This is a genomic window from Actinomadura scrupuli (genome assembly GCF_050971785.1).
Lineage (GTDB): Bacteria > Actinomycetota > Actinomycetes > Streptosporangiales > Streptosporangiaceae > Actinomadura_E > Actinomadura_E scrupuli.
On sequence record NZ_JBPCCU010000007.1, the window covers coordinates 461,232 to 485,688 of the forward strand.

Sequence of the window (24,457 nt, forward strand, 5' to 3'; positions counted from 1 at the left end):
CCACGGACCCGATCGTATGCCGTCCGGGCCGCACCGGCCGAGCCCGACAACGATCCTCAGGCTCAGGGCCCTTGGTCATGCTTTCTCAGGACCAAGGGACTTTTGATACGGGGAGTGACTTCTATAGCGTCGTGCACGACATCCCCCGCACGAAGGGCGCGCCGACCATGGGCCCCGTTGCTCCGCAACCCCACCACCCCACCATCCGGGTCTTCCTGCTCGACGACCACGAAGTCGTCCGGCGCGGTGTCGCGGCGATGCTCGAAGCCGAAGGCGACATCGAAGTCGTCGGCGAAGCCGGTTCGGCCGAGCAGGCCCTCGCCCGCATCCCCGCCACCGAGCCGCATGTGGCCGTACTCGACGTCCGGCTGCCCGACGGCGACGGCGTGAGCGTGTGCCGGGAGATCCGCTCCCGGATGCCGCAGATCGCCTGCCTGATGCTCACCTCCTTCTCCGACGAGGAAGCACTCTTCGACGCGGTGATGGCAGGCGCCTCCGGCTACGTGCTCAAGCAGATTCACGGCTCCGACCTGGTCGGCGCGGTCCGCACCCTTGCCTCGGGAGGGTCACTGCTGGACCCCCGCAGCACCGGGCAGATGCTGCAGCGCCTGCGCGACCGGGCCGTGCGCAAGGACCCGCTGGCCGCGCTGTCGCATCAGGAGAGGCAGATCCTCGACCTCATCGGCGAAGGACTCACCAACCGGCAGATCGGCGAACACATGTTCCTCGCCGAGAAGACCGTCAAGAACTACGTCTCCAACCTGTTCGCCAAGCTCGGCATGAGCCGCCGCACCCAGGCCGCCGCCTTCGTCACCCAGCTGAAGAGCGCACAGGCCAAGCCCGACCGCCGGGAGAACCAGTAGCGCTCAGCGGAAGCACCGGCCTGGGCCCCTGCCGCGACCCGCCCCCCGTCCATCGCTCAGTAGGGCCAGGCCCAGTCGCGTACCGCTGCCGGGTCCTCGCCGTGTTCCCTGGTGTAGGCGCGGTGCCGGAGCCGTTCGTCGGCCATGTCCTGCCGCAGGTCGGCGGCGCTGCTGCCCAGCCCGGGCACCCGGTCGATGACGTCCATCACCAGGTGGAACCGGTCGAGGTCGTTGAGCATCACCATGTCGAACGGCGTGGTGGTGGTGCCCTCCTCCTTGTAACCGCGCACATGCAGGTTGTGGTGGCCGGTGCGGCGGTAGGTGAGCCGGTGCACCAGCATCGGGTAGCCGTGGAAGGCGAAGATGACGGGCTTGTCAGTGGTGAAGAGCGCGTCGAACTCCACGTCGGGCAGGCCGTGCGGGTGCTCGCTCGGCGGCTGGAGCTTCATCAGGTCGACGACGTTGACGACCCGTACGCGCAGCTGGGGCAGGTGCCTGCGGAGCAGGTCGACGGCCGCGAGCGTCTCCAGGGTGGGCACGTCCCCCGCACAGGCCAGCACGACGTCGGGGTCGCTACCGCCGTCGGTGCTGGCCCACTCCCAGATGCCGATGCCGCGGGTGCAGTGCAGGACCGCCTCGTCCATCGGCAGCCAGGTCAGCTCCGGTTGCTTGCCGGCCACGATGACGTTGACGTAGTCGCGTGAACGCAGGCAGTGGTCGGCGACCGACAGGAGCGTGTTGGCGTCCGGGGGCAGGTAGACCCTGACGACCCCGGCCTTCTTGTTGACCACCACGTCGAGGAAGCCCGGGTCCTGGTGGGTGAAGCCGTTGTGGTCCTGGCGCCACACGTGCGAGGACAGCAGGTAGTTGAGCGAGGCGATGGGCCGTCGCCAGGGCAGCTGCCGGGTGACCTTGAGCCACTTGGCGTGCTGGTTGAACATCGAGTCGACGATGTGGATGAACGCCTCGTAGCTGGTGAACAGGCCGTGCCGGCCGGTCAGCAGGTAGCCCTCCAGCCAGCCCTGGCACAGGTGCTCGCTCAGCACCTCCATCACCCGGCCGTGCGGGCCGAGGTGCTCGTCGGTCTCCAGCCGCCGCGCCTGCCAGACGCGGTCGGTGACCTCGAACACCGGTGAGAGCCGGTTGGAGGCGACCTCGTCCGGCCCCATGATCCGGAAGTTCTCGGGGTTGGCGGTGATGACGTCGCGCAGGTAACCGCCCAGCACCCGGGTGGCCTCGCTGACTGTCGTCCCATGTTTCTCCACCGGGACGGCGTAGGCCTCGAACCGGGGCAGGTCGAGGTCCTGGAGCAGCAGGCCACCGTTGGCGACGGGGTTGGCGCTCATCCGCCGCTCTCCCCGCGGGGCCGCTTCGCGCAGGGCGGCGACCGGCCTGCCGTCGTCGCCGAAGAGCTCCGCCGGGCGGTAGGAGCGCAGCCACTCCTCCAGCTGGGCGAGATGCCCGGGGTCCGTGCGGACCGCGGACAACGGGACCTGGTGGGCGCGCCAGGTGCCCTCGACCGGCAGCCCGTCGACGATCTTGGGGCCGGTCCAGCCCTTGGGAGTGCGCAGTATGATCATCGGCCAGCGTGGCGGAGGTGCGGATTCCGCACCCGTACGGGCCGTCTGCTGGATGCGCGCGATCTCGTCCATCACCTCATCGAGCGTGGCCGCCATCAGGTCGTGCATGATCTCGGGATCACTGCCCGCGACGACGTACGGCCGGTAGCCGTAGCCCTCCATCAGCGAGATCAGGTCCTCTTCCGGGATGCGGGCGAGCACCGTGGGGTTGGCGATCTTGTAGCCGTTCAGGTGCAGGATCGGCAGGACTGCGCCGTCCCTGACCGGGTCGAGGAACTTGCCGGAGTGCCAGCTCGCCGCGAGCGGGCCCGTCTCGGCCTCGCCGTCACCGACGATGCAGGCCACCAGCAGATCGGGGTTGTCGAAGGCGGCGCCGAAGGCGTGCGCCAGCGAGTAGCCGAGCTCACCACCCTCGTGGATGGAGCCCGGCGTCTCCGGCGCGACATGGGAGGGAATGCCGCCCGGGAAGGAGAACTGCCGGAACAGCCGTCCCATCCCGTCCGCGTCCTGCGAGACGTACGGGTAGACCTCGCTGTAGGTGCCCTCCAGCCACGCGTTGGCGACCGCCGCCGGCCCCCCGTGACCGGGACCCATGACATAGATCATCTCCTGGTCGCGGGCCCGGATGATCCGGTTGAGGTGGGCGTAGCAGAAGTTCAGGCCCGGCGAGGTGCCCCAGTGTCCCAGCAGCCTGGGTTTGACGTGCTCGGGCAGCAACGGCTCGCGCAGCAGCGGATTGGCCAGCAGATAGATCTGCCCGGCGGACAGGTAGTTCGCCGCCCGCCACCAGGCGTCGATCAGGTTCCGTTCGGTGGGGTTCACGAAAGCTCCTCGCGGATCATGTGGTCGGTGGGTCGTCGTACGGTCTCCAGATCGCCGTCGGCCACGCCGAGACGCATCAGCATCTGCGGATAACAACCCCCGCAGAACCGGGTACGGATGAACTCCCGCAACTCGGGCACCTCCAGCGCCTGCGTATGAAACGCCGCCGACAGACCCCCCGCCGACGCCCGCAACAACACCCGCTGCAACGCCTGCCCAGCAGCCACCCAATCCTCCCGCTCATCACCCCGCGTGGTCAGCAACGCCACCACCCCCGTCACCCCAGGCACACCCGACCCGCCACCCGCCACGACAGCCCCCCAACCCCGCCCCCGAGCGAAATCACGCATCGCGAAATGCGGATCAGTACGCTCCGGCACCCGCGGATACGCACCCTCATGCACCCCGTCCCGGCGCGCGCTCCCCGGAACCGGCGCCCACCGCGCCGCCTCCGCCACAAAAGCAGGATTCATCCGCTGCACCTGCTCCGCCGCCTCCGTCAACGCCCCCAACGCCACCCCCTCACGCGGCGCCGCCACCTCCAACCGAGCCCCCTCCGCAACCGCCTGAGCCGAGACCGCCGACTGCACCTCCCCACCCACCACAACATCCCGGAAGGCACCCCGATGACTACGACGCCGCCGCACCTGCTCATACCAACCCCGCACCTCCTCGGTCACCTCCGCCCGCGACCCGAAACGCACCTCCGCCAACAAAGCCGGCCGATCCGGATCAGGCAACACCCGCGCCCGCGGCGCCCACCCCAAAAACTGCATCGCCACCCGCAACGTGTACAACGCACAACCACCACTGATCAGCAACTCCCTGCCCTCCGGATCAGCCACGACCAACCGCCGCTCCGTATCGGCATACAAACTCACCACCGGACCCGCACCAGTGACACGACAACCGAACCGCCACGGCTGAGTGTTATGCACCGACGGCGCCCACACAGCCGCCTCAATCGCAAACCGGGCATCCTTCTCCGACACCTCGGAGCTTCCATCCGTCCGTTCGGGGCTCATGGTGACTCCTCACCTTTCTCCTCCCGCCCAGACCATCACCCTCGGGGCACCGTGCGGCAGGGCCGAAGGTCCATCGGCCACCGGGACTGAAGCCGCGGAACGCCCCGCACTCAGGCGACCTTGGTCCCTGCCCTCACCGGCTCCGCGCGAGCACCATGAAGACATGAGATTCGACGCCCATGGACTGGAGATCCTCGAGCGAGCGGACTGCCTCAGGCTGCTCGCCTCGGTGCCGCTCGGCCGCGTCGTCTTCACCGACCGGGCCCTGCCGGCCATCCAGCCGGTCAACTTCGTCCTCGACGGCGAGGACGTCATCATCCGCGCCTCCACCGGCTCCAAGCTCGCCCTCGCCATGCGCGACACGGTCGTGGCCTTCGAGGCGGACGACATCGACCCGGCCACCAACACCGGCTGGTCGGTCACCCTCGTCGGACACGCCCGCCCGGTGGAGGACCCCGGCGAGATCACCCGCCTCGCGCGGCTACGACTGCGGCCCTGGACACCCGGTCCCAGCGACCGCTTCGTCCGTATCTCCGGCACCGACCTGGCCGGGCGCCGCATCCATCGACCCACGGCAGAACCCGGCGACCTGGTCGCATGACATGTCGCAGGACACGAAGGAGGCCACCATGACATCGTCAACCGGCACCCGATCCGGTCGCCCGCTCGAGGAACGGACCGTGGCCGAGGTGATGGCCCACGACCTGCTCACCATCGCGGCCGACGACAGCATGCTCATGGCGTGGGAGGTCATGAGCCGCGCGCGCTATCACCACCTGCCGGTGGTCACCGACGACGGGCGGCTCCTCGGGGTGCTCGACACCGAGACCCTCTCGTCCCACTGGCAGGAAGGCCCCGACCGCAACCGCAGACCGGTCCGCTCCCTGCTGACCGACCGGAGGTGCGTCTCGATGAGGCCGACCGATCGGGTCTCCCTCGCCGCCAAGATCATGACCCGCGAGAGGGTCGATGTCATCGCCGTGACCGACGCTCGCGCTGGCCTGCTCGGACTGGTGACGGCGCGCGGACTGGTGGCGGCACTCGGCGGCGCCGAGCAGCCGGACCAGGGCGCCTCTCCCAACACGCCGTCGCTCTACCGGATCGAACCGGTGCTGCCACCGGCCGGGCACCAGGCCGGCGCCCCCGCGCACAGCGTGGTGCCGCCGGACTGAGCGGCCTTCAGACGTGCGGTGTCCTCGCACCCCACCGCACGCCGCAGGGCCCCGGCCGCATTCCGATGCGGCCGGGGCCCTACGCGATTTCGACCGTTCAGCCCTTCAGCCCTTCAGATCAGCCCTTCAGAGGTTCAGCCCTTCAGAGGGATGATCGCAATGGGGCACTGCGCGTGGTGGAGCATGGCATGGCTGACCGAGCCGAGGAGCAGCCCGGTGAATCCGCCTCTGCCCCGGCCGCCGACGACGAGCAGGGACGCCCCGGCCGAGGCGCTGGACAGGGCGGGGACGGGCCGGGACCGGAGAACCTCCTGGACGACCTCGACCTGCGGGTACTTCTCCTGCCAGCCGGCGAGGGACTCGGCCAGCAACCGCCGCTCGTCCGCCGCGACGCTCTCCTTGTCGTAGACCAGGGGCAGCATGTCCCCCGGCTCGGTGGAGATCGGATGGGTCCAGGTGTGCACAGCGCGCAATCGGGCCTTGCGCCAGGACGCCTCTTCGAAGGCGAAGCCGATCGCCGTCTGGGAGCCGGCCGAACCGTCGACCCCGACCACGACCTCCTGGGGCACGGCAGGCTCCGGGAAGCCCACGACCACGACCGGGCAGGAGGCATGCGCGACGACCTGGAGGGCGACCGAGCCCAGGGAAAGACCTGTGGACCCCCCGCTGCCGTGGCTCGCCACCACCACCATGGCCGCGTGCCCGGCCGCGTGCACCAGCGCCTTGGCGGCTCCGCCGGGGACCAGCTCCCCCGAGACGCCGACGCCGGGCGCGATCGAGCGGACACGGCTGACGGCACGGTCGATGACGTCCCGATCGGAGTCGTAGAGCTTCTCCGCGACCCGATCAGCCCGCCGGCGCTCCTTCGCCCGCCACAGCCAGGCCGGGATCGCGTGGACGATGCGCAGCGGCAGGCCCCGCCTGGCGGCTTCTTCGGCCGCCCACGCGGCCGCGAGCAGGCTGTGCCGCGAGCCGTCGACACCCGCGATGATCTCGCTCATGGTCCGACGCTCTCCGGTTCGGCGGGCCGGTGTGGTGCCGGCTCGGCCATCCCGGCCATGAGGCCGGCGGCCCAGGTGCGCACCCGCGCCTCGTTCCGGTAGTCGCCGGCCACCTTCTTGGCCATCGCCGCGGCGGGGAAGCCCTTCGCGTCGGGGCTCAACCGGCCGCCGAACACGATGTGCCCGCGTGCCCCGACCGTGCCGGCGGCCCGTACCAGCGCCGCCGGAACCGGGGTGCGACCGTCCTGCTCCGCCGAGCGGTCCAGCGGGCCGCTGGCGAACAGCCACACCCGCCGCGCACGCAACGCCCCGGCGTGCCGCCGCACGAACCTGCGGGCGTCCTTGTGCCAGCGCCCGGCGTAGAGGGCACCGCCCACGATCACCACGTCGTAGGCGTCGACCTTCCGGACCTCCGCGGCGGGACGTACCTCCACCCGCAGGCCCGACGCCCGCAGCGTGTCACCGACCCACTGCGCGATCTCCGCCGTGCCGCCACGCTTCGATCCGTACGCGACCAGAACCAGTTGGTTTCTCATGATGACCTCCTTCGCTCCAAGCGCACGCCCATCCGGGCCACTGCGGCAGAGGCGTAACGGCCTCGCGGTAAGGGCGAAGGTCCCGTCGTGGTCGTGCTGTAGGACTCTGCCGCCGCGACGGGCACCGGAGTTGAATCAAAGCCATCGGAACCCCCCGGACTTACGAGGTGACAGAGCATGACCACCACCGCAGCCCACGAACCCGCCCACCGATTCCACCTGCCGACGCTGCGCGGCCGCTCGGCCACCGCGGTCACCGAGGCCACCGCCGTCCGCTACGTCTGGGCCACCGCCCGCATCGCGCTGGGCTGGGTCTTCCTGTGGGCCTTCCTCGACAAGACCTTCGGACTCGGCCACGAGACCGCCTCCAAGCAGGCCTGGATCAACGGCGGCCACCCCACCCAGGGCTTCCTCAAGATGGGCACCAAAGGCCCCTTCGCCGACTTCTACCACTCCATCGCCGGCGACACCTGGGCCGACTGGCTGTTCATGCTCGGCCTCGCCGGCATCGGCACCGCCCTCATCCTCGGCATCGGCCTCCGCATCGCCGCCACCACCGGCACCCTCCTGCTCGTCATGATGTGGACCGCCGTCCTACCCCCCGAGAACAACCCCTTCATGGACGACCACCTCATCTACGCCCTCGTCCTCATCGGCCTCGCCCTCACCGGCGCCGGCCACGCCCTCGGCCTCGGCCGCTGGTGGAACTCCACCGCACTGGTCCGCCGCTTCCCCGTCCTCAAGTGACCCGAGCGCACAGGTACCACCCGAACCGTGAGAGAGGGCGCCCCACGGGGCGCCCTCTCCCATGCCCGGCTCCCCATGCCCGGCTCCCCATGCCCGGCTCCCCATGCCCGGCCCGCCACCACCGCCGTCCGGGGCCCGGACCCGCCCGATGAGACCGACAAAGGTCCCGCGGATCCGAGGCCGACCGGCCCTGCCCGCGTTCCCTCTCCGGACGGAGCATCGAAGCGTGCGGCGCGGGAACCCACTGGTCAGCGACGTCGCCGATCCGCTCCCGAGCAGAGCAGGGGCGGGCCGGCGCGCCCTGCGGCCGGCCCTTCCCGTCCGACCTGTCCCATGGCGCCGGTACTCGAACGACAGAAGGGTGGGCCGTCAGATGCCCTCGCTCACACCGGAGGAACTTCTCACCTGCGTCGAGGCCGCCATCAGGGCGCCGTCGATCCACAACACCCAGCCCTGGCTGTTCCTGCCCGTCTCGGACGGGATCGAGGTGTACGCCGATCTCTCCCGGCGGTTGCCCGCCATCGACCCGCAGGGCCGGGCCATGCACATCAGCCTGGGCGCGGCCGTGCTCGACCTGCGGGTCGCGCTCGCCCATCTCGGCCGGCAGCCGGACACCGAGCTTCTCCCCGACCCGGCGAACCCACGCCACGTGGCCACGGTCCGGACCGACCTGCCCGGTTCGCCCGGCGTCGACGACCACGAGCTGTACGCCGCGATCGGCCGGCGGCACAGCAACCGCGGTCCCTTCGCCGACGTGCCGCCCCAGGAACCGGCGCTCGAACGCCTCCGCGCCGCCGCGCGCACGGAGGGCGCCGCGCTGCACCTCGCCGATGCCGCCGAACGCGACGCCCTGCTGAGCCTGGCCCGCACCGCCGACGCACGGCGGCGAGCCGACCCCGCCTATCGTGCGGAGTTGCGCGACTGGACCACCGACGACCCCTACCGCGAGGACGGGGTGCCGCTGGAGGCCGTCGGCCCGTGGAGCGAGAGGGAGGCCGTTCCCATCCGCGACATGGCCCTCGACCGGGAGATACCCGGCCGGCACGCGGTCGGCTTCGAGCGGGAACCCGTCGTGGCGGCGCTCGTCACCTACGGCCTGGACGGCCCGGAGCAGTGGCTGAGCTGCGGGCAGGCCCTCCAGCGCGTGCTGCTGGAGGCCACCCGATGCGGGCTGGCCGTCTCGCTGTTCACCCAGCCCCTGGAGGATCCCGAGCTTCGCGAGCTCCTCCAGGACCACGAGCACCTCACCTCCGTGCAAGTGGCACTGCGCATCGGCTACGGGCAGCCGGCGGCCGGCAGCCCGCGGCGGCCGGCCGGCGAGGTCATCGTGCGCGAACGTCCGGTGCCGGTGCGCCCACCCCGATTCGGCTGAGCTCGGGGAAAGGACGAAGGTCCCTGCGACCGACGAAAGACGGCCACTGTCGGCGAGGGCGGCCCGGAGGTGAACTGAAGGTGTCAGGCAAACCCCCCGAAGGAGGTAACCCCAATGAGCGTTCTGGAGCGTCGCGAAGGTCACCGGCTCTTCCCTGACCTGTTCGACCTGCTGGAGTCGCCCTTCACCACGTGGCGGCCGGCCGTGCAGGCGAGCGGGCAGGCCATCCGGGTCGAGGACTACGTCGAGGACGGCACGTACACGGTGCGGGCCGAACTGCCCGACATCGACCCCGAGAAGGACGTCGAGATCACCGTCGCCGGCGACGTCCTGCGGATCCACGCCGAGCGCCACGTCGAGCGTAAGGAGGGACACCGCTCCGAGTTCCGGTACGGGTCCTTCACCCGCTCGATCGCACTGCCCCGCGGTGTGACCGCGAAGGACGTCACGGCGTCGTACGACAAGGGCATCCTGTCCATCTCCGTCCCCCTGCCGGAGGCGAAGGAGGAGGCCCAGCGGGTCACCGTCCAGAGCTCGAAGAAGAAGAGCTGATGGCCTGCGGCGTGGTGCCCGCCCTACAGGGCGGGTACCACGCGGTGCCGTACACGGTGTCGTACGAACCGCACGAACCGGAGGACCCATGGAGTCCGAACAGCCCGCCGCGGTCAGCGAGACCCACATCGGGGTGGTGTTCTTCGTCGGCGATCTCGCCTACAAGCTCAAGAAGCCGGTGCGCACCGGTTTCCTCGACTTCCGCGACCGCGCGGAGCGGGAGGCGGCCTGCCACCGGGAGACCGAGCTCAACCGGCGCTTCTCCCCTGACGTCTACCTCGGCGTCGCCGACATCTCGGGGCCGGACGGACGCCCCTGCGACCACCTGGTCGTCATGCGCCGGATGCCGGCCGAGCGGCGCCTGTCCGCGCTGGTCCGCACCGGCGCGTCGGTGACGGACGCGCTCGGCGAGGTGGCCCGCAGGCTCGCCGCATGGCACGCGACCGCACCCCGCGGGCCGGAGATCTCCGCCGAGGGCCGTTCCGACGCGCTGCGCGGCCGGTGGACCGCGAGCTTCTCCGACGTACGGGCGTTCCACGGCACCGTCCTGGACGCCGCCATCGCGACCGAGATCGAACACCTCGCCCTGCGCTTCCTGGACGGCCGGGAGGCCCTCTTCGACCGGCGGGTCAGGGAGGGACGCATCGTCGACGGCCACGGCGACCTGATCGCCGACGACGTCTTCTGCCTCGACGACGGCCCCCGGATCCTGGACTGCCTGGAGTTCGACGACCGCCTCCGGTGGCTGGACGGTCTCGACGACGCCGCCTTCCTGGCGATGGACCTGGAACGGCTGTCCAGGGACGACCTCGCCCGCGACTTCCTCGACCGCTACGCCGGCCACGCCGGCGATCCGGCACCGGCGTCGCTGCGCCACCACTACCTCGCCTATCGCGCGTTCGTCCGGGTGAAGGTGGCCTGCCTGCGCGCCGCCCAGGGCGCACCGCAGGCCGCCGACGACGCCCGGCGGCTCGCCCGGCTGGCATTGCGCCACCTGCGCGCCGGAGCCGTCACCCTGGTCCTGACCGGAGGGCTCCCCGGCACCGGCAAGACCTCCCTCGCCGGAGCGCTCGCCGACCGGCTCGGCTGGACCGTGCTGAGCAGTGACCGCGTCCGCAAGGAACTCGCCGGCATCCCACCCGAGAAGCCCGCCGCGGCGCCGTACGGAGCGGGAATCTACGATGCCGGCAGCACCGAGCGGACCTACGCCGAACTGCTCGACCGGGCGGAGACCCTGCTCGGCGAAGGCGAATCCGTGATCATCGACGCCTCCTGGACGGCGCGCGAGCACCAGGACGCCGCGGCGGCGCTCGCCGAACGCGCACACGCCGACCTCGCCGCGCTGCGCTGCTCGGTCCCCGCCGGAACAGCCGCCGACCGCATACGCACCCGCACGCGGGGCGCCTCCGACGCCGACCGCGCCATCGCCGACGCGATGGCGTCGGACGCCGACCCATGGCCGGCGGCACACGTCATCGACACGGGCGGGCCGGTGGCGGAATCGCTGGCGCAGGCCCTGCGGGTCGTACGCCCGCACCTGCCGGCGTCGCCTCCGTAGTCCGGGTCGGCGGAACAGCCCGGGGCAGCAGAACGCGGCCGTCCTGGACCCACTGGGTCCAGGACGGCCGCGCGGCTCACCCCGCCGTCAGCCGGGGGGCGGGCATCGTCTCAGCCGCGTGCACCTGCCTCGGCGTGCACGACGGCCACCGGGCACGGCGCCTGGTGCAGCATCGTCTGACTGACCGAACCCAGCAACCGGCCGCGCACGGCGCCGACCCCCCGGGAACCGAGCACCAGCAGTTGCGCCGATTCCGCGGCGGCCTGCAGCGCCTCGATCACGGGTTCGTCCGTCAGCTCGGCAACGGCCTTGACCGCGGGATAGCCGGCGCGCAACCGGTCCACCGCCTCGTGGAACCGCTCGCCGGCGAACGTCCGCAGCCCGTCCTGGTCGACGTACAGCGCCTGGGCCGCGTCCTTGTCCGGTTTGGTCCAGCCACAGACCGCGGTCAGCGGAACGCCCCGCAGCTGAGCCTCTTCGAACGCGACGGCGAGCGCCCTGTCGGCCGCCGGCGATCCGTCGGCGCCGACCACGACCCGTCCCGGGTAGTCCTCGGGCGCCAGGTCCGGGCGGCCGCGCACCACGATGACGGGGCTCGTGCAGTGCATGGCGACCTGCGAGCTCACCGAGCCGAGCATCAGCGCCCGTATACCGCTCCGGCCATGCGTGCCGACGACCACCAGGTCGGCGTACGGCCCGAAGTCGATGAGGTGACGGGCGGCCGAGCCGCACGCCAGCAGCGGCCGGAGCTCCACGTCGGGCGCCTCCGACCGGACCCGCGTCACCGCCGCCTGCAGCATCTGCTCGGCCGCCCGCTCGAGTTCCGCGGTCGCCGGGGCGTAGAACCCGGTGTAGGGGAATTGCCAGATATGGCAGATCGTCAGCCTGGTGTGGCGCATCCGCGCCTCTTCGATCGCCCATTCCAGGGCGAGCTCCCCGCATTCGGACCCGTCATAGCCGACGACGACCCCATATTTCGTCTCAATCATCGCGTTCTTCCCGTCTGGTAGCCGACGCTCGTGGCCGGACAGGCCGGCCCCTTCGTCCCCAGCCTGGTCCGGCGGCGCCGCCAAGGTCAGAGGCCCGTGTCGGTGAAGTCAGGGACCTTCGTCTCTCCCGAACCTCCGTCCGGCGCCGAAGAGTGGAGTCCTATGGACACTCCGCGCTCCCGTCTCTCCGGGATCCTTTTCGCGCTGGCCGCGATGGGTCTGCTCGCCGGCGTGGGCGCCTGGGCCGTCGGCGCCCCCGCTGTCGCGGCCGTGCTGTGGGTCGCGGTCACCGCGACGGCGTGCGTACCGGCCCTGTGGTGGGTGATCGACGGGTTGCGGCACCATCGGTTCGGCAGTGATGTGATCGCCGTCCTGGCGCTGGCCGGGACGCTGGCCGTACGGGAGTACCCGGCGGGCGCGATCATCGCCGTCATGGTCACCGGTGGGCGGTTGCTGGAGGATCGGGCCGGCCGGCGGGCCCGCCGCGACCTGAGCGCCCTGCTCTCGGTGGCCCCGCGGCTCACGCATCGCCGCCAGGACAACGACCTGGTCACCGTCGACGTGGACGAGGTCCGTCCCGGTGATCTGTTGCTGGTACGGCCGGGTGAGGTGGTCCCGGTGGACGGCCTGGTGGCGGCCGGGACGGCCCTCCTGGACGAGTCCACGCTCACCGGCGAGGCGATACCGGTCGAACGGCCGCCGGGCGAGGAGGTACGCAGCGGCGCGGTCAGTTCAGGGAGCCCCTTCGACCTGCGCGCCACCGCCGACGCCCGGTCGAGTACCTACGCCGGCATCGTCGGGCTCGCCAGAGAGGCGGCCGCGTCGAGCTCACCCTTCGTCCGGATGGCCGACCGCTACGCGGCGCTGTTCCTGCCCGCCACGCTCGTTCTCGCCGCGCTGGCCTGGTGGCTGGCGGCGGATCCGGTACGGGCGGTGGCCGTGCTCGTGGTCGCCACCCCATGCCCGCTGATACTGGCCGCGCCGGTCGCCTTCGTCTCCGGCCTCTCCCGTTGCGCACGGCGCGGGGTGGTCGTGAAGGGCGGCGGGGCCCTGGAGCGGCTGGCACAGGCACGGGTGCTGCTGTTCGACAAGACCGGCACCGTCACCGCCGGCCGCCCGGTCGTCGCGGACGTTCTCGTCCGCGACGACGCCGGCGAACCGGTGCCCGCCCGCGAGGTGCTACGGCTGGCCGCCTGCCTCGACCAGGTCTCCCCGCACGTACTGGCCTCCGCCATCGTCCGCCGGGCGCGGAGCGGTGACCTGCCGCTGGTCACGCCCGTAGACGTCCGGGAGGAACCCGGCCAGGGAGTACGCGGCATGGTCGGTGACCGGGTCGTCTCCGTGGGCAAGGCCGTCTGGGCGGCTCCACCGCCCGCCGACGTCTCGTGGGCCGCGACCGTCCGGAAGCGGGCGGCCGCACGCGGCATGGTGACGGTGTTCGCGGGCATCGACGGGCAACTCGCGGGAGCTTTGCTGCTGGAGGATCGCATCCGCCCCGACGCCGCACGGACGTTCCGGCTGGTGCGCCGGGCCGGCATCACCCGGGCCGTCATGATCACTGGCGACCGCGCGGCCATCGCCGAGTCCATCGCCGCCCTGGTCGGGGCCGACGAGGTGCACGCCGAGCAGAGCCCGGCGGGCAAGGTGGCCGTGGTCCGCGCGGAAAGTGCCCGCGCCGCGACCGTGATGGCGGGCGACGGGGTCAACGACGCTCCCGCGCTGGCGGCGGCCGGGGTGGGCGTGGCGATGGGCGCGCGCGGGGCCACCGCCTCCTCGGAGGCCGCCGACGTCGTCATCACCGTCGACCGGCTCGAACGACTGGCCGAGAGCCTGGCCATCGCCCGGCGCACCCGGAGCATCGCGCTGCAGAGCGTGCTCGCCGGAATGGGACTCTCGTTCGCCGCGATGCTGGTCGCCGCGGCCGGCTATCTGCCGCCCGCCCCCGGCGCGCTGCTCCAGGAGGCCATCGACGTCGCGGTCATCCTCAACGCCTTGCGGGCGCTCGGTCCCGGCCGGGACAGGTGGCCCCGGCTCCGCGGCGACGCGGCCGAGCTCGTACGCAGGCTCGACGAGGACCACCGGCGGCTGCGTCCGCAGATCACCGAGCTGTCCCGGCTCGCGGAACTCCCGGACACCGAGCTGCTGGCCGCCGGGCCCGCCCTGACGGCCTTCCTCACCGGCGACCTGGCGGCCCATGAACAGGCCGACGAGCGGCTGCTCTACCCCGTCGTCGCCGACGTCCTCGGCGGGGCCGACCCGACCGGGCCGATGAGCCGCGGGCATGCCGAGATCGCCGAGCGGACCCGGCGGATCGTCCTGCTCTGTGCCGAGGCGCGGGACGATCCCCGTGCGCTCCGCGAACTGCGCCGGGCCCTGCACGAGCTCCACGCGATCCTCCGCCTGCACTTCGCGCAGGAGGAGGAGAACTTCTATGTGCTGGCCGACGAGCCGGACGGCTCCAAGGACCCGTCCCGGAGACCCTGAGAGAGGAGCGGTCCGATGCTGGTACGCGAAGTGATGACCACCCCGGTGGTGACGGTGCCCCCGGCAGCGTCGATCAGGCAGGCCGTGCGCCTGCTCTACGAGCAGAACATAACCGCGGCACCGGTCGTGGACGACGAGGGGCGGCTGGCCGGCATCGTCAGCGAGATGGACCTGCTGCGCCGGGAGTTCGAAGCCGATCCCAGGGCCTTCGCCCGCCCGGCGGCGACCCCGGACGAGCCGCCTCCGCACCGGGTGGCGGAGGTCATGACCCGGGAGACGCGGACCGTGCGGGAGACCACCGACGTCGCCGAGCTTGCCGACCTGATGATCACCACCGGTCTCAAGAGCGTCCCCGTGCTCCGCGGGGACACGCTGGTGGGCATCGTGAGCCGCCGGGACCTGATGGGCGTCCTGGCGCACAGCGACGCGCGGATCCGCGACGACGTCCTCGCCGCGATCGAGGAGCTCCTCCCGGGCGCGACCACGTGGTCGGTGTCCGTCCAGGACGGCACGGTGCGGCTGCGCGGCCGGGCCGACCCGCGCACCCAGGAGATCGTCGACGTGCTCGCCCGTACCGTTCCCGGGGTCAGCAGAGTCGACATCGTCGGCACCACCACGGACTGAGACCACGAAGGCGCCGCGGTGGCGCCCTGTCCGGCATCCCTCCCAGGACGCCGGACAGGGCGCTGCTCATCCGCCGGCCGGCGCCTGACCGGCCGGATCCGGGCCGCCCTGGTCGAGGCGGAACGGCGGGTATTCGTCGGTCATCAGCAGCACGTAGGCGCCCACCCGGAACACCCAGCGGTTGACGCCGACGACCAGTGCAAAGATGCCGTCCAGGTAGCGTCCCGTGAACAGCAGGCCGACCACGGCCACCAGCACCAGGAGGCTGAGCAGGCCCGGGGTCTGCCAGGACCAGCTCCGGTCGCCGGAGGCCGCATGCGGCCCGCCCCCGGAGAGCGCGGCCAGGATCAGGTAGTGCGGAATCGCCAGCAGCCACCACTTGACCAGCACCAGGCCGCGGGAGAGCCGCTCCGGGTAGGCGATCTCCAGCCGGGCGGGGTAGTCCGGCACGTCCGCGAGCGTGAAGGGCGGGTAGCGGTCGGTGGCCAGCGCGTTGTAGCCGTAGTAGTGCACCCGCCACCACCAGCGCATCACCCCGAGGTTGAAATCGAAGATCGAGCGCGGGTACCGGCCGGTGAACAGGATCGCGAAGAACGCCACGACCGTCAGCACCACGAAGGCCACCGACAGGAAGAACAGCACGACGTAGTGCGGGATCAGCAGCAGCCACTTCACCAGCCACAGCCAGCGTGACAGGGGGGCGTCGAGGCGGGCCTCGAGCCGGACGGGTTCGTACCTTGTCGTCATGGGACGGCTCCGTTCTCTGGGGTGTTCAGGATGGGGGTCAGGCTGCGGGCGTAGAAACGGTCCTCACGTTCGTGCCGGTGGGCGCCGGAGATCCCGGCCTTGAGCCGAGCGTGGGTGCCGCGCTCGGCCACCCGGCCCCGGTCGAGCACGACGATCTCGTCGAACTCCTCCAGCCCGGTCAGGTCATGGGTGATGAGCAGCACCGCCCGGCCCCGGGTGGCCTGGAGCAGGTCGCGCATGAGGGCCCGCCGGTTGGGGGCGTCGAGATGAGCGGTCGGCTCGTCGAGCACGAGCAGTGCCGGGTCGGCCAGCAGCGCGCGGGCCAGTGCCAGCCGTTGCCGTTCCCCGCCGGACAGAGCCGCTCCGTGGACGCCCACCGGCGTCTCCCAGCCCCGCGGGAGCGACTCGATCCACGGCAGCAGCCTGGCCCTGACCGCGGCGGCGTCCATTTCTCGGTCGGTCGAGCCGGGACGGGCGAGCCGGAGGTTCTCCCGCAGGGTCGTGTCGAAGATGTGCGGGTCCTGTGCGCAGCCGCCGATGACCGCGCGCACGTCGTCGGGGTCGTAGGCCGCCAGGTCGGCGCCGTTGAGGGTGGCCGTGCCCTCCTCGATGTCGAGGAAGCGCAGGAGTACCGCGGCGAGCGTGCTCTTGCCCGCCCCGCTGGGCCCCACGACGGCGATCCGCCGGCCGGGGGTGAGGTCGAGGTCGACGCCGTCGAGGGCCCACGGCTCGTCCGGCCCGTACCGGGCGCGGGCGCCGCGCAGCAGTACGGTCACGGGTGCCGCCGGTGGCGGCAGTGGCCGATCGGGGACACGGACCGGCTCGGGAGCGTCGAGCACCTCGGTGACCCGCCCGGCGGCCGCCCGGGTGGCACTCAGCCGGGCCGCCGCGGCGGGCAGCGTGGTCACGGACTCGAAGGCCGCCAGCGCGGCGAGGGTGAGGACCGCCAGCGGCACCCTCCCGAGGGTTCCGTGCTCGACGGCGGCGACGCCGAGCAGCAGGACGCCCCAGACGGCCGCTCCGGCGGCGAGCTGTCCCAGCCCGGCACCGAGGCCCTGGACCAGGGCGTCCCGGCGGGCACGGCGCGTGAGTGCCGCATCCGCCGCCGTCACCCCGTCGAGCGCGCGGTCCGCCGCGCCGAAGGCCAGCAGGTCCGGGGCGCCGTTCAGGGCGTCGACGACCCGGGTGGCCAGCTCGCCGCGGGCCGCCGTGGCGCGGTTCCCCGATCGCCTGGCCAGGCCCCCGACCAGCAGCGGCACCAGCAGCCCGGCGGCGAGCAGCCCGGCCGCCAGGACGACCCCGGCGGAGGTCAGCAGGACCGTGCACAGGACGACCGCGCCGCCGCCCGCGAGCAACGCGGCCAGCGGCGGCACCACTGCCCGGATGAACAGATCCTGGGTGGCGTCGACGTCGGAGACCAGCCGGGTGAGCAGGTCCCCGGAGCGGAAGGCGGGAAGGCCCGCGGGGGCGAGCCGCTCCAGCCGCTGGTAGATCCGGACCCGGACGTCCGCGAGCACCCGGAAGGCGACGTCGTGGCCGGCCAGCCGTTCGGCGTAGCGCAGGAGGCCACGGCTGATTCCGAGGGCGCGCACCGTGACCACGGCGATGGTCAGCGCGGTGACGCCGGGGTGCTCGGCCGCCCTGGCGATGAGGAGGCCGGACACTGCCAGCAGCCCGATTCCCGCGGCCGTGGTGGCCGCCCCCGCCAGTACCGCCACGATCAGGCGCCCGCGCAACGGCCGGGCCAGCAGGAGAAACCGCAGGAGGGGATCCCGGGGGGCGAGAGGGAGGGTCATGACACCACCGCCAGGGCCCTGCCGGTGAGCCGTCCGGCGTCGAGGTGGAGGACCCGGTCGGCGGCGTCGGCCCAGCCGTCGCCGTGGGCGACCAGGACGACCGTACGGCCGGCCATGAGGCGCTCGACGCTGTCGCGCACCTCGCGGGCCGTCAGCGGATCGAGGTGGGCGGTGGGTTCGTCGAGCAGGAGCACGGGCGCGTCGCGCAGGAAGGCGCGGGCCAGCGCGATGCGCTGCCGCTGACCGGCCGAGAGGCGTGCGCCGCGTTCCCCGATGCCGGTGTCGTAGGCCTGCGGGAGCGCCTCGATGAACTCGGCGGCACCGGCCAGCAGCGCCGCCTCCCGCACGGCCTCCGGGGACGCATCGGACGTGCCCAGCCGGATGTTGTCGGCGACGGATCCGGCGAACAGGTACGGCCGCTGGGGCACCCAGGCGATCCGCCGGCGCCAGTCGCCGGCGGGGACGTGGCCGAAGTTCACCGAGCCCTCGGCGGGCTCGACCAGGCGCAGCAGCACTCCGAGCAGCGTGCTCTTGCCCGCGCCGCTGGGCCCGGCGATCACGACCCGCTCCCCCGGGGCGATCGTCAGCGAGACCCGGTCGAGCGCCGGCGCAGCGCGATCGGCATACCGGACCGTCACCTCCTTCAACCGGATGGTGCCGTCGGCCGTGACGCCGGGGCCCTCGAAGGCGTGCGCCCCGCTCCGGGGGCCGGCTGGGGCAGGCAGGTCGAGCAGGTCGAGGGCGCGCTCGGCGGCGGCGGTGCCCTCCATGCTCGCGTGGAACTGGGCGCCCACGTTGCGCAGCGGCAGGTACGCCTCGGGGGCGAGCAGCAGCACCAGCAGGGCCGTCTCGTAGGAGAGGCCGCCGCCGAGCAGCCGCAGCCCGACCTCCACGGCCACCAGTGCCACCGCCAGGGTGGCCAGCAGCTCGAGCACGAGCGCGGACAGGAAGGCCACCCGCAGGGTCTTCATGGTGGTCCTGCGATGCGCCTCGGTGATCTCCCGAATGGTGCCCGCCTGCGCCTTGGCCCGGTTGAAGACCTTGAGGGTGGGCAGCCCCTCGACCACGTCGAGGAAGTGCCCGCCGAGCCGTTCCAGCAGGTGCCACTGGCGTTCGGTCCTCGCCCTGGTGTGCAGGCCCACGAGGATCATGAACACCGGGATCATCGGCAGGGTGACACCGATGACGACGGCCGAGAGCAGGTCCGCGCCGCCGACGACGGCGAGGACCGCGAGCGGCGTCAGGCAGGCCAGGACCAGCTGCGGGAGGTATCTGGCGAAGTAGGCGTCGAGGGCGTCCAGCCCGCGGGTGGCGAGGGTGACGATCTCCCCCGGCCGCGCGTCCCCCGCCCCGTGGAGCAGGCAGTGGCGTACCAGCCGCGTGCGGAGCTGAGATTTCACCGTCGCGGCGGCCCGCAGCGCGCTGGTCTCGCCTCCGTAGGCCACCAGGGCGCGTGCGGCGACCACGCCGAGCAAAAGCAGCGGCGCGCTCCCGGCGGTCGCGCCGGTGAACGCCGCCGCCAGCAGGTGGGCGAGCAGGGCCGCCTGGGCGAGGACGAGCGCGGTCCCGGCGGCACCGAAGAGCGCGGTGCCCAGCAGGTGGAGGCGTGCCGCGCGAGCATGCCCGAGCAGGCGGGGGTCGAGGGGCCTCACCGGAACGCGCTCACGGTGAGGCGCTTGCGGAACACCCAGTACGTCCAGGACTGGTAGGCGAGCACGACCGGGGTGAAGATCGCCGCGACCCAGGTCATCACGGTGAGGGTGTACGGCGTCGAGGACGCGTTGTGCACGGTCAGGCTGTTGGCCACCGCGGTGGTGGAGGGCAGCACGTTCGGCCACAGGTCCCCGAACAGCGCCGCGACCGTGAGCACGAGCGCCGCCGCCGTGCCCAGGAAGGCCCAGCCCTCCCGGCCGGCGAGCGCGGCGATCACTCCGGCCACCAGAGCGCCCGCGGCCGCCACCACGACCGGCCAGACCTCCGCCCGGCCGTACCCGAACTGGGTCCAGGCCAGGAAGGCCGCGGCGACGGCGACGACCGGCAGCCAGCCGCCCGTGATCAGGTTGAGGGCCCGGTCGCGGAGCTCGCCTCCGGTCTTCAGCGCCAGGAACACCGCACCGTGGAGGGTGAAGACCCCCAGGGTCGTCAGGCCGCCGAGCAGGCCGTACGGGTTGAGCAGGGTGAACAGGTTTCCGGTGTAGTGGCGCTGGGCGTCCAGCGGCACGCCGCGCACGATGTTGGCGAAGGCGACGCCCCACAGCAGCGCCGGGACGAGCGAGCCCCAGAAGATGGCCCGGTCCCAGTTCCGGCGCCAGCGGGCGCTGTCGATCTTCCCTCGGTATTCGAAGGCGACCCCGCGCACGATCAGCGCCACCAGGATCAGCAGCAGCGGCAGGTAGAAGCCGCTGAACAGCGAGGCGTACCACTCGGGGAACGCGGCGAACGTGGCGCCGCCCGCCGTCAGCAGCCACACCTCGTTGCCGTCCCATACCGGGCCGATCGTGTTGATGAGGGTGCGGCGTTCCGCGTCGTCACGGCCGAGCACGGGCAGCAGGATCCCGACGCCGAAGTCGAAACCCTCGAGAACGAAGTAGCCCGTCCACAGCACCGCGATCAGGACGAACCACACGGTGGTCAGATGCATGAGTGTCTCCGGTGTGTCAGTACTGGAAGGCGGGCAGGGGCTCGTCGTCGGCCGGGGTATCCCCCTCGGGTGCCGGTCCGAGCCGTACGTAGCGGACCATCAGCGCCCCGGCGACCACCGCCAGCACCGCGTACAGCAGGGTCAGGACGGTCAGCGAGATGATCATTGACGGCGTGCCGACCGACGGTGAGACCCCGTCGCGGGTCGTCAGCACACCGAACACGGCCCAGGGCTGGCGGCCCATCTCGGTGAAGATCCAGCCCATCGTGTTGCCGAGGAACGGCAGCGCCATGCAGGCCAGAGCCGACCGGGTGAACCACCGGGACGCGGGGGTGCGGCCCCGCCGGGTCAGCCAGAGCCCGGCCAGGGCCAGCAGGCCGACCACGAAACCGAATCCGATCATGAAGCGGAACGACCAGTAGGTGACCGGGACGACCGGCTTGTAACTTCCCGCCCCGTACTTCTGCTCGTACCGACGCTGGAGGTCGTTGATGCCCTCGACGGTGCCGTCGGCCTTCCCGGTCGCCATGAACGACAGCACGTGCGGGGCACGCACACTCCAGAGCTCCTGGCCGCCGTCGAGCGAGCCGATCGTGAAGAGGGAGAACGAAGCGGGGCCGGAGGTGTCGTAGAGCGCCTCGGCGGCGGCCATCTTCATCGGCTGCTGCCTGGTCATGATCCGGGCCTGCAGGTCGCCGCTGACGGTGACGCCGATCACGGCGACCAGCGAGACGTACAGGCCGAGGCGGAGCGCCCTGCGGAACAGCACGATGTCGGTGCCGCGGGCCAGATGCCAGGCGGCGATCCCGATGAGGAACACCCCGCCGACCAGGAAGGCGCCGAACAGCACGTGGGGGAAGGTGACCAGGGTCGTGGAGTTGGTGAGGACCTTCCAGATGCTGGTCAGCTCCGCGCGCTTGGTGTCCGGGTTGAACCGGTAGCCGACCGGATGCTGCATCCAGGAGTTGGCGGCGAGGATGAAGTACGCGGAGAGGTTGGTGCCGATGGCCGCCAGCCAGATGGTCGCCAGGTGCAGCCTCGGTGACAGCTTGTCCCAGCCGAAGATCCACAGCCCGAGGAACGTCGACTCCAGGAAGAACGCCAGCAGCGCCTCCATCGCCAGCGGGGCCCCGAACACGTCGCCCACAAACCGGGAGTAGTCCGACCAATTCATGCCGAACTGGAACTCCTGCACGATGCCGGTGACGACGCCTATCGCGAAGTTGATCAAGAAGAGCTTTCCGAAGAACCTCGTCATCCTCCGGTAGACCGGATCCTTCTTGACGTACCAGGCGGTCTGCATCCCGGCGACCAGGATGGACAGGCCGATCGTCAACGGCACGAAGACGAAGTGGTAGACGGTGGTGATCCCGAACTGCCACCGCGCGACGTCCAGCGCGTTCATAGGGCTCTCCTCGATTCAAGTCGGCCACCAGCGCACCATCGGCGCGAGTGCGGGCGGAGGGCCGAAGGTCCCGTGAAAGGGCGTCCAAGGTCACCCGCCCCGCCGTACGGGCCCACGGTCCCGGTCAGGAACCGACCAAGGTCCCTAGGAGGCGCCGACGCCCGGTCAAGACGATGAGGAGCGACGATCCGACCTGGCGTCCAGACCGAGGAGAGAAGCGATGCGCGTTCGCAGTGAGGGAATTCTGGACATCGAGGTGCTCACGTCCGGGCCGGTGCCGGCCCTGGAACCGGCCCGTGCGCGGACACTGATCAGCAGGCTCCTCGAGCACACGCACGAGCCGGTGCTGGAAGCCCGGATCCGGCTGACCGTGCTCGACGACCCGGCTCTGCCCTGCCCGGCGCTCACCCAGATCAACGTCGACGTGAACGGGCGCATGGTTCGTGCCCAGGCCGCCGCCCCGACCGTGCACGAGGCGATCGCGCTCGGCCGTGACCGGCTCCGCGTACGGCTGGAGCGGGTGGCCCGGGACTGGGAGACGGTACGCGGGCGCACGGCGCCCACCGTGCGATCACGGCTCCACGGGGTCCGGGTGGACCACCGGCCGTCGGGCTCCCGCACGGCCGCCGAACACGAGGTGATCCGGCGCAAGGCCTACACGCTGGGCCGGCTGACGGCCGACGACGCGGTGCGGGAGATGGAACGGCTCGACTACGACTTCCACCTGTTCACCGAGGCCACCACCGGGATCGACGCGGTGGTCCTGCGCGCCGGCTGCGGGTACCGGTTGCTGATGGCGACGCCGGCGCCCGGGCCGCTGGGGCCGTTCGCCACCTCGCTCACGGTCGGGGGTGCGCCGGCACCCGAGCTCACCCTCGGCGAGGCCGTCGACCGCCTCGACCTCGCCGGCGAGCGCTTCGTGTTCTTCGTCGACGCGGGGACCGGGCGGGGCAACCTGCTCTACCACCGCCATGACGGCCGCTACGGCCTGATCGTCCCCGTGACGTGACGAGCGGTCCCGGATTCACGGGACCTTCAGCCCTGACGCGGCCGAGCAGGTAAGGCGCAAGCTGCAGTCAGAAGCCGGCGACCTCTGGAGGTCATGATGAAGGCACTCGTCTACCACGGACCGGGCGCCAAGGCGTGGCAGGACGTCCCCCGCCCCGAGCTCACCGCCGATACCGACGCCATCGTCCGGGTCGATACCACCACGATCTGCGGGACGGACCTGCACATCCTCAAAGGCGACGTCCCCACCGTCACCGACGGCCGCGTCATCGGCCACGAGGCGGTGGGCACCGTCACCGAGGTCGGCACCGGGGTCAAGAACGTGACCGCGGGCGACCGCGTCCTGGTCTCGTGCATCAGCGCGTGCGGCGCGTGCGGATTCTGCCGGGACGGCCACTACGGCCAGTGCACCGGCGGAGGAGGCTGGATCCTCGGCAACCGGATCGACGGCACCCAGGCCGAGTACGTACGCGTCCCGTTCGCCGACAACTCCACCTACCCGGCGCCAGAGGGTGTCAGCGACGAGGAGTTGCTGATGCTGGCCGACATCCTGCCCACCGGTTACGAAACCGGGGTCCTCAACGGACGGGTCAACCCCGGCGTCGTCGTCGCCGTCGTCGGCGCGGGGCCGATCGGGCTGTCCGCCATCGGCGGTGCCCGGCTGTTCAGCCCGAGCCTCGTGGTGGCGATCGATCTTGCGTCCTCCCGGCTCGACGCCGCCAAGCAGTTCGGTGCCGACGTCGTGGTGAACAACGGCCAGCAGGATCCCGTCGCGGCCGTACGCGAACTCACCGGCGGCCTCGGAGCCGACGTCGCCATCGAAGCCGTCGGAGTGCCGGCCACCTTCGAGCTCGCCGCCGACCTCGTACGCCCCGTCGGGCGCATCGCCAACATCGGCGTGCACGGCAAGCCGGCCACCCTGCACCTGGAACGGCTGTGGGACCGCAACGTGACGATCACGACCGGGCTGGTCGACACCTACTCCACGCCCACGCTGCTGCGCCTGCTCACGAGCCACCACATCGACGCCCGGCGGTTCGTCACCCACCGCTTCGGCTTCGACGAGTTCACGCAGGCCTACGACGTCTTCTCCCGCGCGGGCGAGACCGGGGCGCTCAAGGTCGTCATCGGCCGGAACGGCTGACCATGCCGGCCATCGCGGAGGCGATCCCGAACAGTACCTTCGCCTCCGCGACCGGCCCGAGATCCGCACCGGGCGTCGAGCCCGGATCCCTCAGGAGGTAGTCATGAACACCGCATCGGCACTGGCAGGTCCCGGCTGGGGGCACATGGGCGATGACGGCTGGACGTGGGCATGGGCGATGCCGATGATGCTCTTCTGCGTCGCCCTCGTCGTGGCGGTCGTCTGGCTCATCGTGCGCGCCGCGGCCGGCATCGAGCGCACGAATCCGGCCGGCCCCACCGGGACCGAGCGCGCCCAGGGCATCCTCGCCGAACGCTATGCCCGCGGCGAGATCAGCACCGAGGAGTACGAAGAGCGCCTCGCCAAGCTGGCCTGAACCCGGACCGTGGAG

At 71.8% G+C, this 24,457-nt stretch carries 22 protein-coding genes; 12 read left to right on the plus strand and 10 right to left on the minus strand.

The features are described from left to right. Positions 1-167: 167 nt before the first annotated feature. On the plus strand, positions 168-863 hold the full coding sequence (locus ACRYCC_RS30470; RefSeq protein ID WP_433817223.1) for a response regulator transcription factor: 696 nt from the start codon (positions 168-170) through the stop codon (positions 861-863). Between the two features lie 56 nt (positions 864-919). Here the strand turns inward: ACRYCC_RS30470 and ACRYCC_RS30475 are convergent, their stop codons facing one another. Both ACRYCC_RS30475 and ACRYCC_RS30480 read right to left on the minus strand, forming a co-directional pair. After that, positions 920-3,265, minus strand: coding sequence for a phosphoketolase family protein (locus ACRYCC_RS30475; protein ID WP_433817169.1), 2,346 nt, complete (start codon positions 3,263-3,265; stop codon positions 920-922). After that, positions 3,262-4,290 (minus strand): Acg family FMN-binding oxidoreductase, encoded by a 1,029-nt coding sequence (locus ACRYCC_RS30480; protein ID WP_433817170.1) that lies wholly within the window; start codon positions 4,288-4,290, stop codon positions 3,262-3,264. The genes ACRYCC_RS30475 and ACRYCC_RS30480 overlap by 4 nt, the downstream gene beginning before the upstream one ends. Positions 4,291-4,453: 163 nt before the next feature. On the opposite strand from ACRYCC_RS30480, the gene ACRYCC_RS30485 reads away from it, so the two are divergent. After that, the gene (locus ACRYCC_RS30485) at positions 4,454-4,891 is read left to right on the plus strand and encodes a pyridoxamine 5'-phosphate oxidase family protein (protein WP_433817171.1); all 438 of its coding nucleotides are present in this window, start codon (positions 4,454-4,456) and stop codon (positions 4,889-4,891) included. A gap of 28 nt (positions 4,892-4,919) precedes the next feature. After that, a complete protein-coding gene (locus tag ACRYCC_RS30490; RefSeq protein ID WP_433817172.1) occupies positions 4,920-5,462 on the plus strand; it encodes a CBS domain-containing protein in 543 nt (180 codons plus the stop codon). A gap of 134 nt (positions 5,463-5,596) precedes the next feature. Here the strand turns inward: ACRYCC_RS30490 and ACRYCC_RS30495 are convergent, their stop codons facing one another. Next, entirely contained in the window at positions 5,597-6,463 is an 867-nt protein-coding gene (locus tag ACRYCC_RS30495; protein ID WP_433817173.1) for a universal stress protein, read from the minus strand. Beyond that, positions 6,460-6,999, minus strand: a complete 540-nt coding sequence (locus ACRYCC_RS30500) for a flavodoxin domain-containing protein (protein ID WP_433817174.1) — start codon at positions 6,997-6,999, stop codon at positions 6,460-6,462. Before ACRYCC_RS30500 ends, ACRYCC_RS30495 begins: the two co-directional genes overlap by 4 nt. Positions 7,000-7,176: 177 nt before the next feature. Here ACRYCC_RS30500 and ACRYCC_RS30505 point away from each other — a divergent pair, with 177 nt between their 5' ends. The 4 genes from ACRYCC_RS30505 (at position 7,177) to ACRYCC_RS30520 (ending at position 11,228) form a co-directional block, all read left to right on the plus strand. Continuing rightward, a complete protein-coding gene (locus ACRYCC_RS30505) occupies positions 7,177-7,746 on the plus strand; it encodes a hypothetical protein (protein WP_433817175.1) in 570 nt (189 codons plus the stop codon). A gap of 373 nt (positions 7,747-8,119) precedes the next feature. Beyond that, complete coding sequence (locus ACRYCC_RS30510) at positions 8,120-9,118, plus strand: Acg family FMN-binding oxidoreductase (protein WP_433817176.1); 999 nt, start codon at positions 8,120-8,122, stop codon at positions 9,116-9,118. 114 nt (positions 9,119-9,232) lie between these two features. After that, on the plus strand, positions 9,233-9,670 hold the full coding sequence (locus tag ACRYCC_RS30515; protein ID WP_433817177.1) for an Hsp20/alpha crystallin family protein: 438 nt from the start codon (positions 9,233-9,235) through the stop codon (positions 9,668-9,670). Between the two features lie 88 nt (positions 9,671-9,758). Beyond that, positions 9,759-11,228: a bifunctional aminoglycoside phosphotransferase/ATP-binding protein gene (locus tag ACRYCC_RS30520; RefSeq protein ID WP_433817178.1), complete on the plus strand. Its 1,470-nt coding sequence runs from the start codon at positions 9,759-9,761 to the stop codon at positions 11,226-11,228. A 110-nt stretch (positions 11,229-11,338) separates the two neighbouring features. Here ACRYCC_RS30520 and ACRYCC_RS30525 read toward each other — a convergent pair whose 3' ends face one another. Beyond that, positions 11,339-12,217, minus strand: a complete 879-nt coding sequence (locus ACRYCC_RS30525) for a universal stress protein (protein WP_433817179.1) — start codon at positions 12,215-12,217, stop codon at positions 11,339-11,341. 162 nt (positions 12,218-12,379) lie between these two features. On the opposite strand from ACRYCC_RS30525, the gene ACRYCC_RS30530 reads away from it, so the two are divergent. Further along, positions 12,380-14,701, plus strand: a complete 2,322-nt coding sequence (locus ACRYCC_RS30530) for a heavy metal translocating P-type ATPase (protein ID WP_433817180.1) — start codon at positions 12,380-12,382, stop codon at positions 14,699-14,701. A 15-nt stretch (positions 14,702-14,716) separates the two neighbouring features. Then, positions 14,717-15,325: a CBS domain-containing protein gene (locus ACRYCC_RS30535; RefSeq protein ID WP_433817181.1), complete on the plus strand. Its 609-nt coding sequence runs from the start codon at positions 14,717-14,719 to the stop codon at positions 15,323-15,325. 66 nt (positions 15,326-15,391) lie between these two features. Here ACRYCC_RS30535 and ACRYCC_RS30540 read toward each other — a convergent pair whose 3' ends face one another. The 5 genes from ACRYCC_RS30540 to ACRYCC_RS30560 are packed head-to-tail and all read right to left on the minus strand — an operon-like array spanning position 15,392 to position 21,914. Further along, positions 15,392-16,072 carry a DUF4389 domain-containing protein gene (locus ACRYCC_RS30540; RefSeq protein ID WP_433817182.1) on the minus strand — a complete coding sequence of 227 codons (681 nt, stop codon included), beginning with the start codon at positions 16,070-16,072 and terminating at the stop codon, positions 15,392-15,394. Beyond that, entirely contained in the window at positions 16,069-17,868 is a 1,800-nt protein-coding gene (cydC, locus tag ACRYCC_RS30545; protein ID WP_433817183.1) for a thiol reductant ABC exporter subunit CydC, read from the minus strand. The genes ACRYCC_RS30540 and cydC overlap by 4 nt, the downstream gene beginning before the upstream one ends. Then, entirely contained in the window at positions 17,865-19,520 is a 1,656-nt protein-coding gene (gene cydD, locus ACRYCC_RS30550; RefSeq protein ID WP_433817184.1) for a thiol reductant ABC exporter subunit CydD, read from the minus strand. Before cydD ends, cydC begins: the two co-directional genes overlap by 4 nt. After that, positions 19,517-20,509 carry a cytochrome d ubiquinol oxidase subunit II gene (gene cydB, locus ACRYCC_RS30555; RefSeq protein WP_433817185.1) on the minus strand — a complete coding sequence of 331 codons (993 nt, stop codon included), beginning with the start codon at positions 20,507-20,509 and terminating at the stop codon, positions 19,517-19,519. The genes cydD and cydB overlap by 4 nt, the downstream gene beginning before the upstream one ends. Before the next feature lie 16 nt (positions 20,510-20,525). Next, the gene (locus ACRYCC_RS30560) at positions 20,526-21,914 is read right to left on the minus strand and encodes a cytochrome ubiquinol oxidase subunit I (protein ID WP_433817186.1); all 1,389 of its coding nucleotides are present in this window, start codon (positions 21,912-21,914) and stop codon (positions 20,526-20,528) included. Between the two features lie 220 nt (positions 21,915-22,134). On the opposite strand from ACRYCC_RS30560, the gene ACRYCC_RS30565 reads away from it, so the two are divergent. The 3 genes from ACRYCC_RS30565 to ACRYCC_RS30575 all read left to right on the plus strand — a co-directional run bounded on the left by ACRYCC_RS30565 (position 22,135) and on the right by ACRYCC_RS30575 (position 24,442). Next, positions 22,135-22,923 (plus strand): sigma 54 modulation/S30EA ribosomal C-terminal domain-containing protein, encoded by a 789-nt coding sequence (locus ACRYCC_RS30565; RefSeq protein WP_433817187.1) that lies wholly within the window; start codon positions 22,135-22,137, stop codon positions 22,921-22,923. Positions 22,924-23,016: 93 nt separating this feature from the next. Next, positions 23,017-24,066: a zinc-dependent alcohol dehydrogenase family protein gene (locus ACRYCC_RS30570; RefSeq protein WP_433817188.1), complete on the plus strand. Its 1,050-nt coding sequence runs from the start codon at positions 23,017-23,019 to the stop codon at positions 24,064-24,066. A 103-nt stretch (positions 24,067-24,169) separates the two neighbouring features. Further along, complete coding sequence (locus ACRYCC_RS30575; protein WP_433817189.1) at positions 24,170-24,442, plus strand: SHOCT domain-containing protein; 273 nt, start codon at positions 24,170-24,172, stop codon at positions 24,440-24,442. The last annotated feature ends 15 nt before the right edge of the window (positions 24,443-24,457 follow it).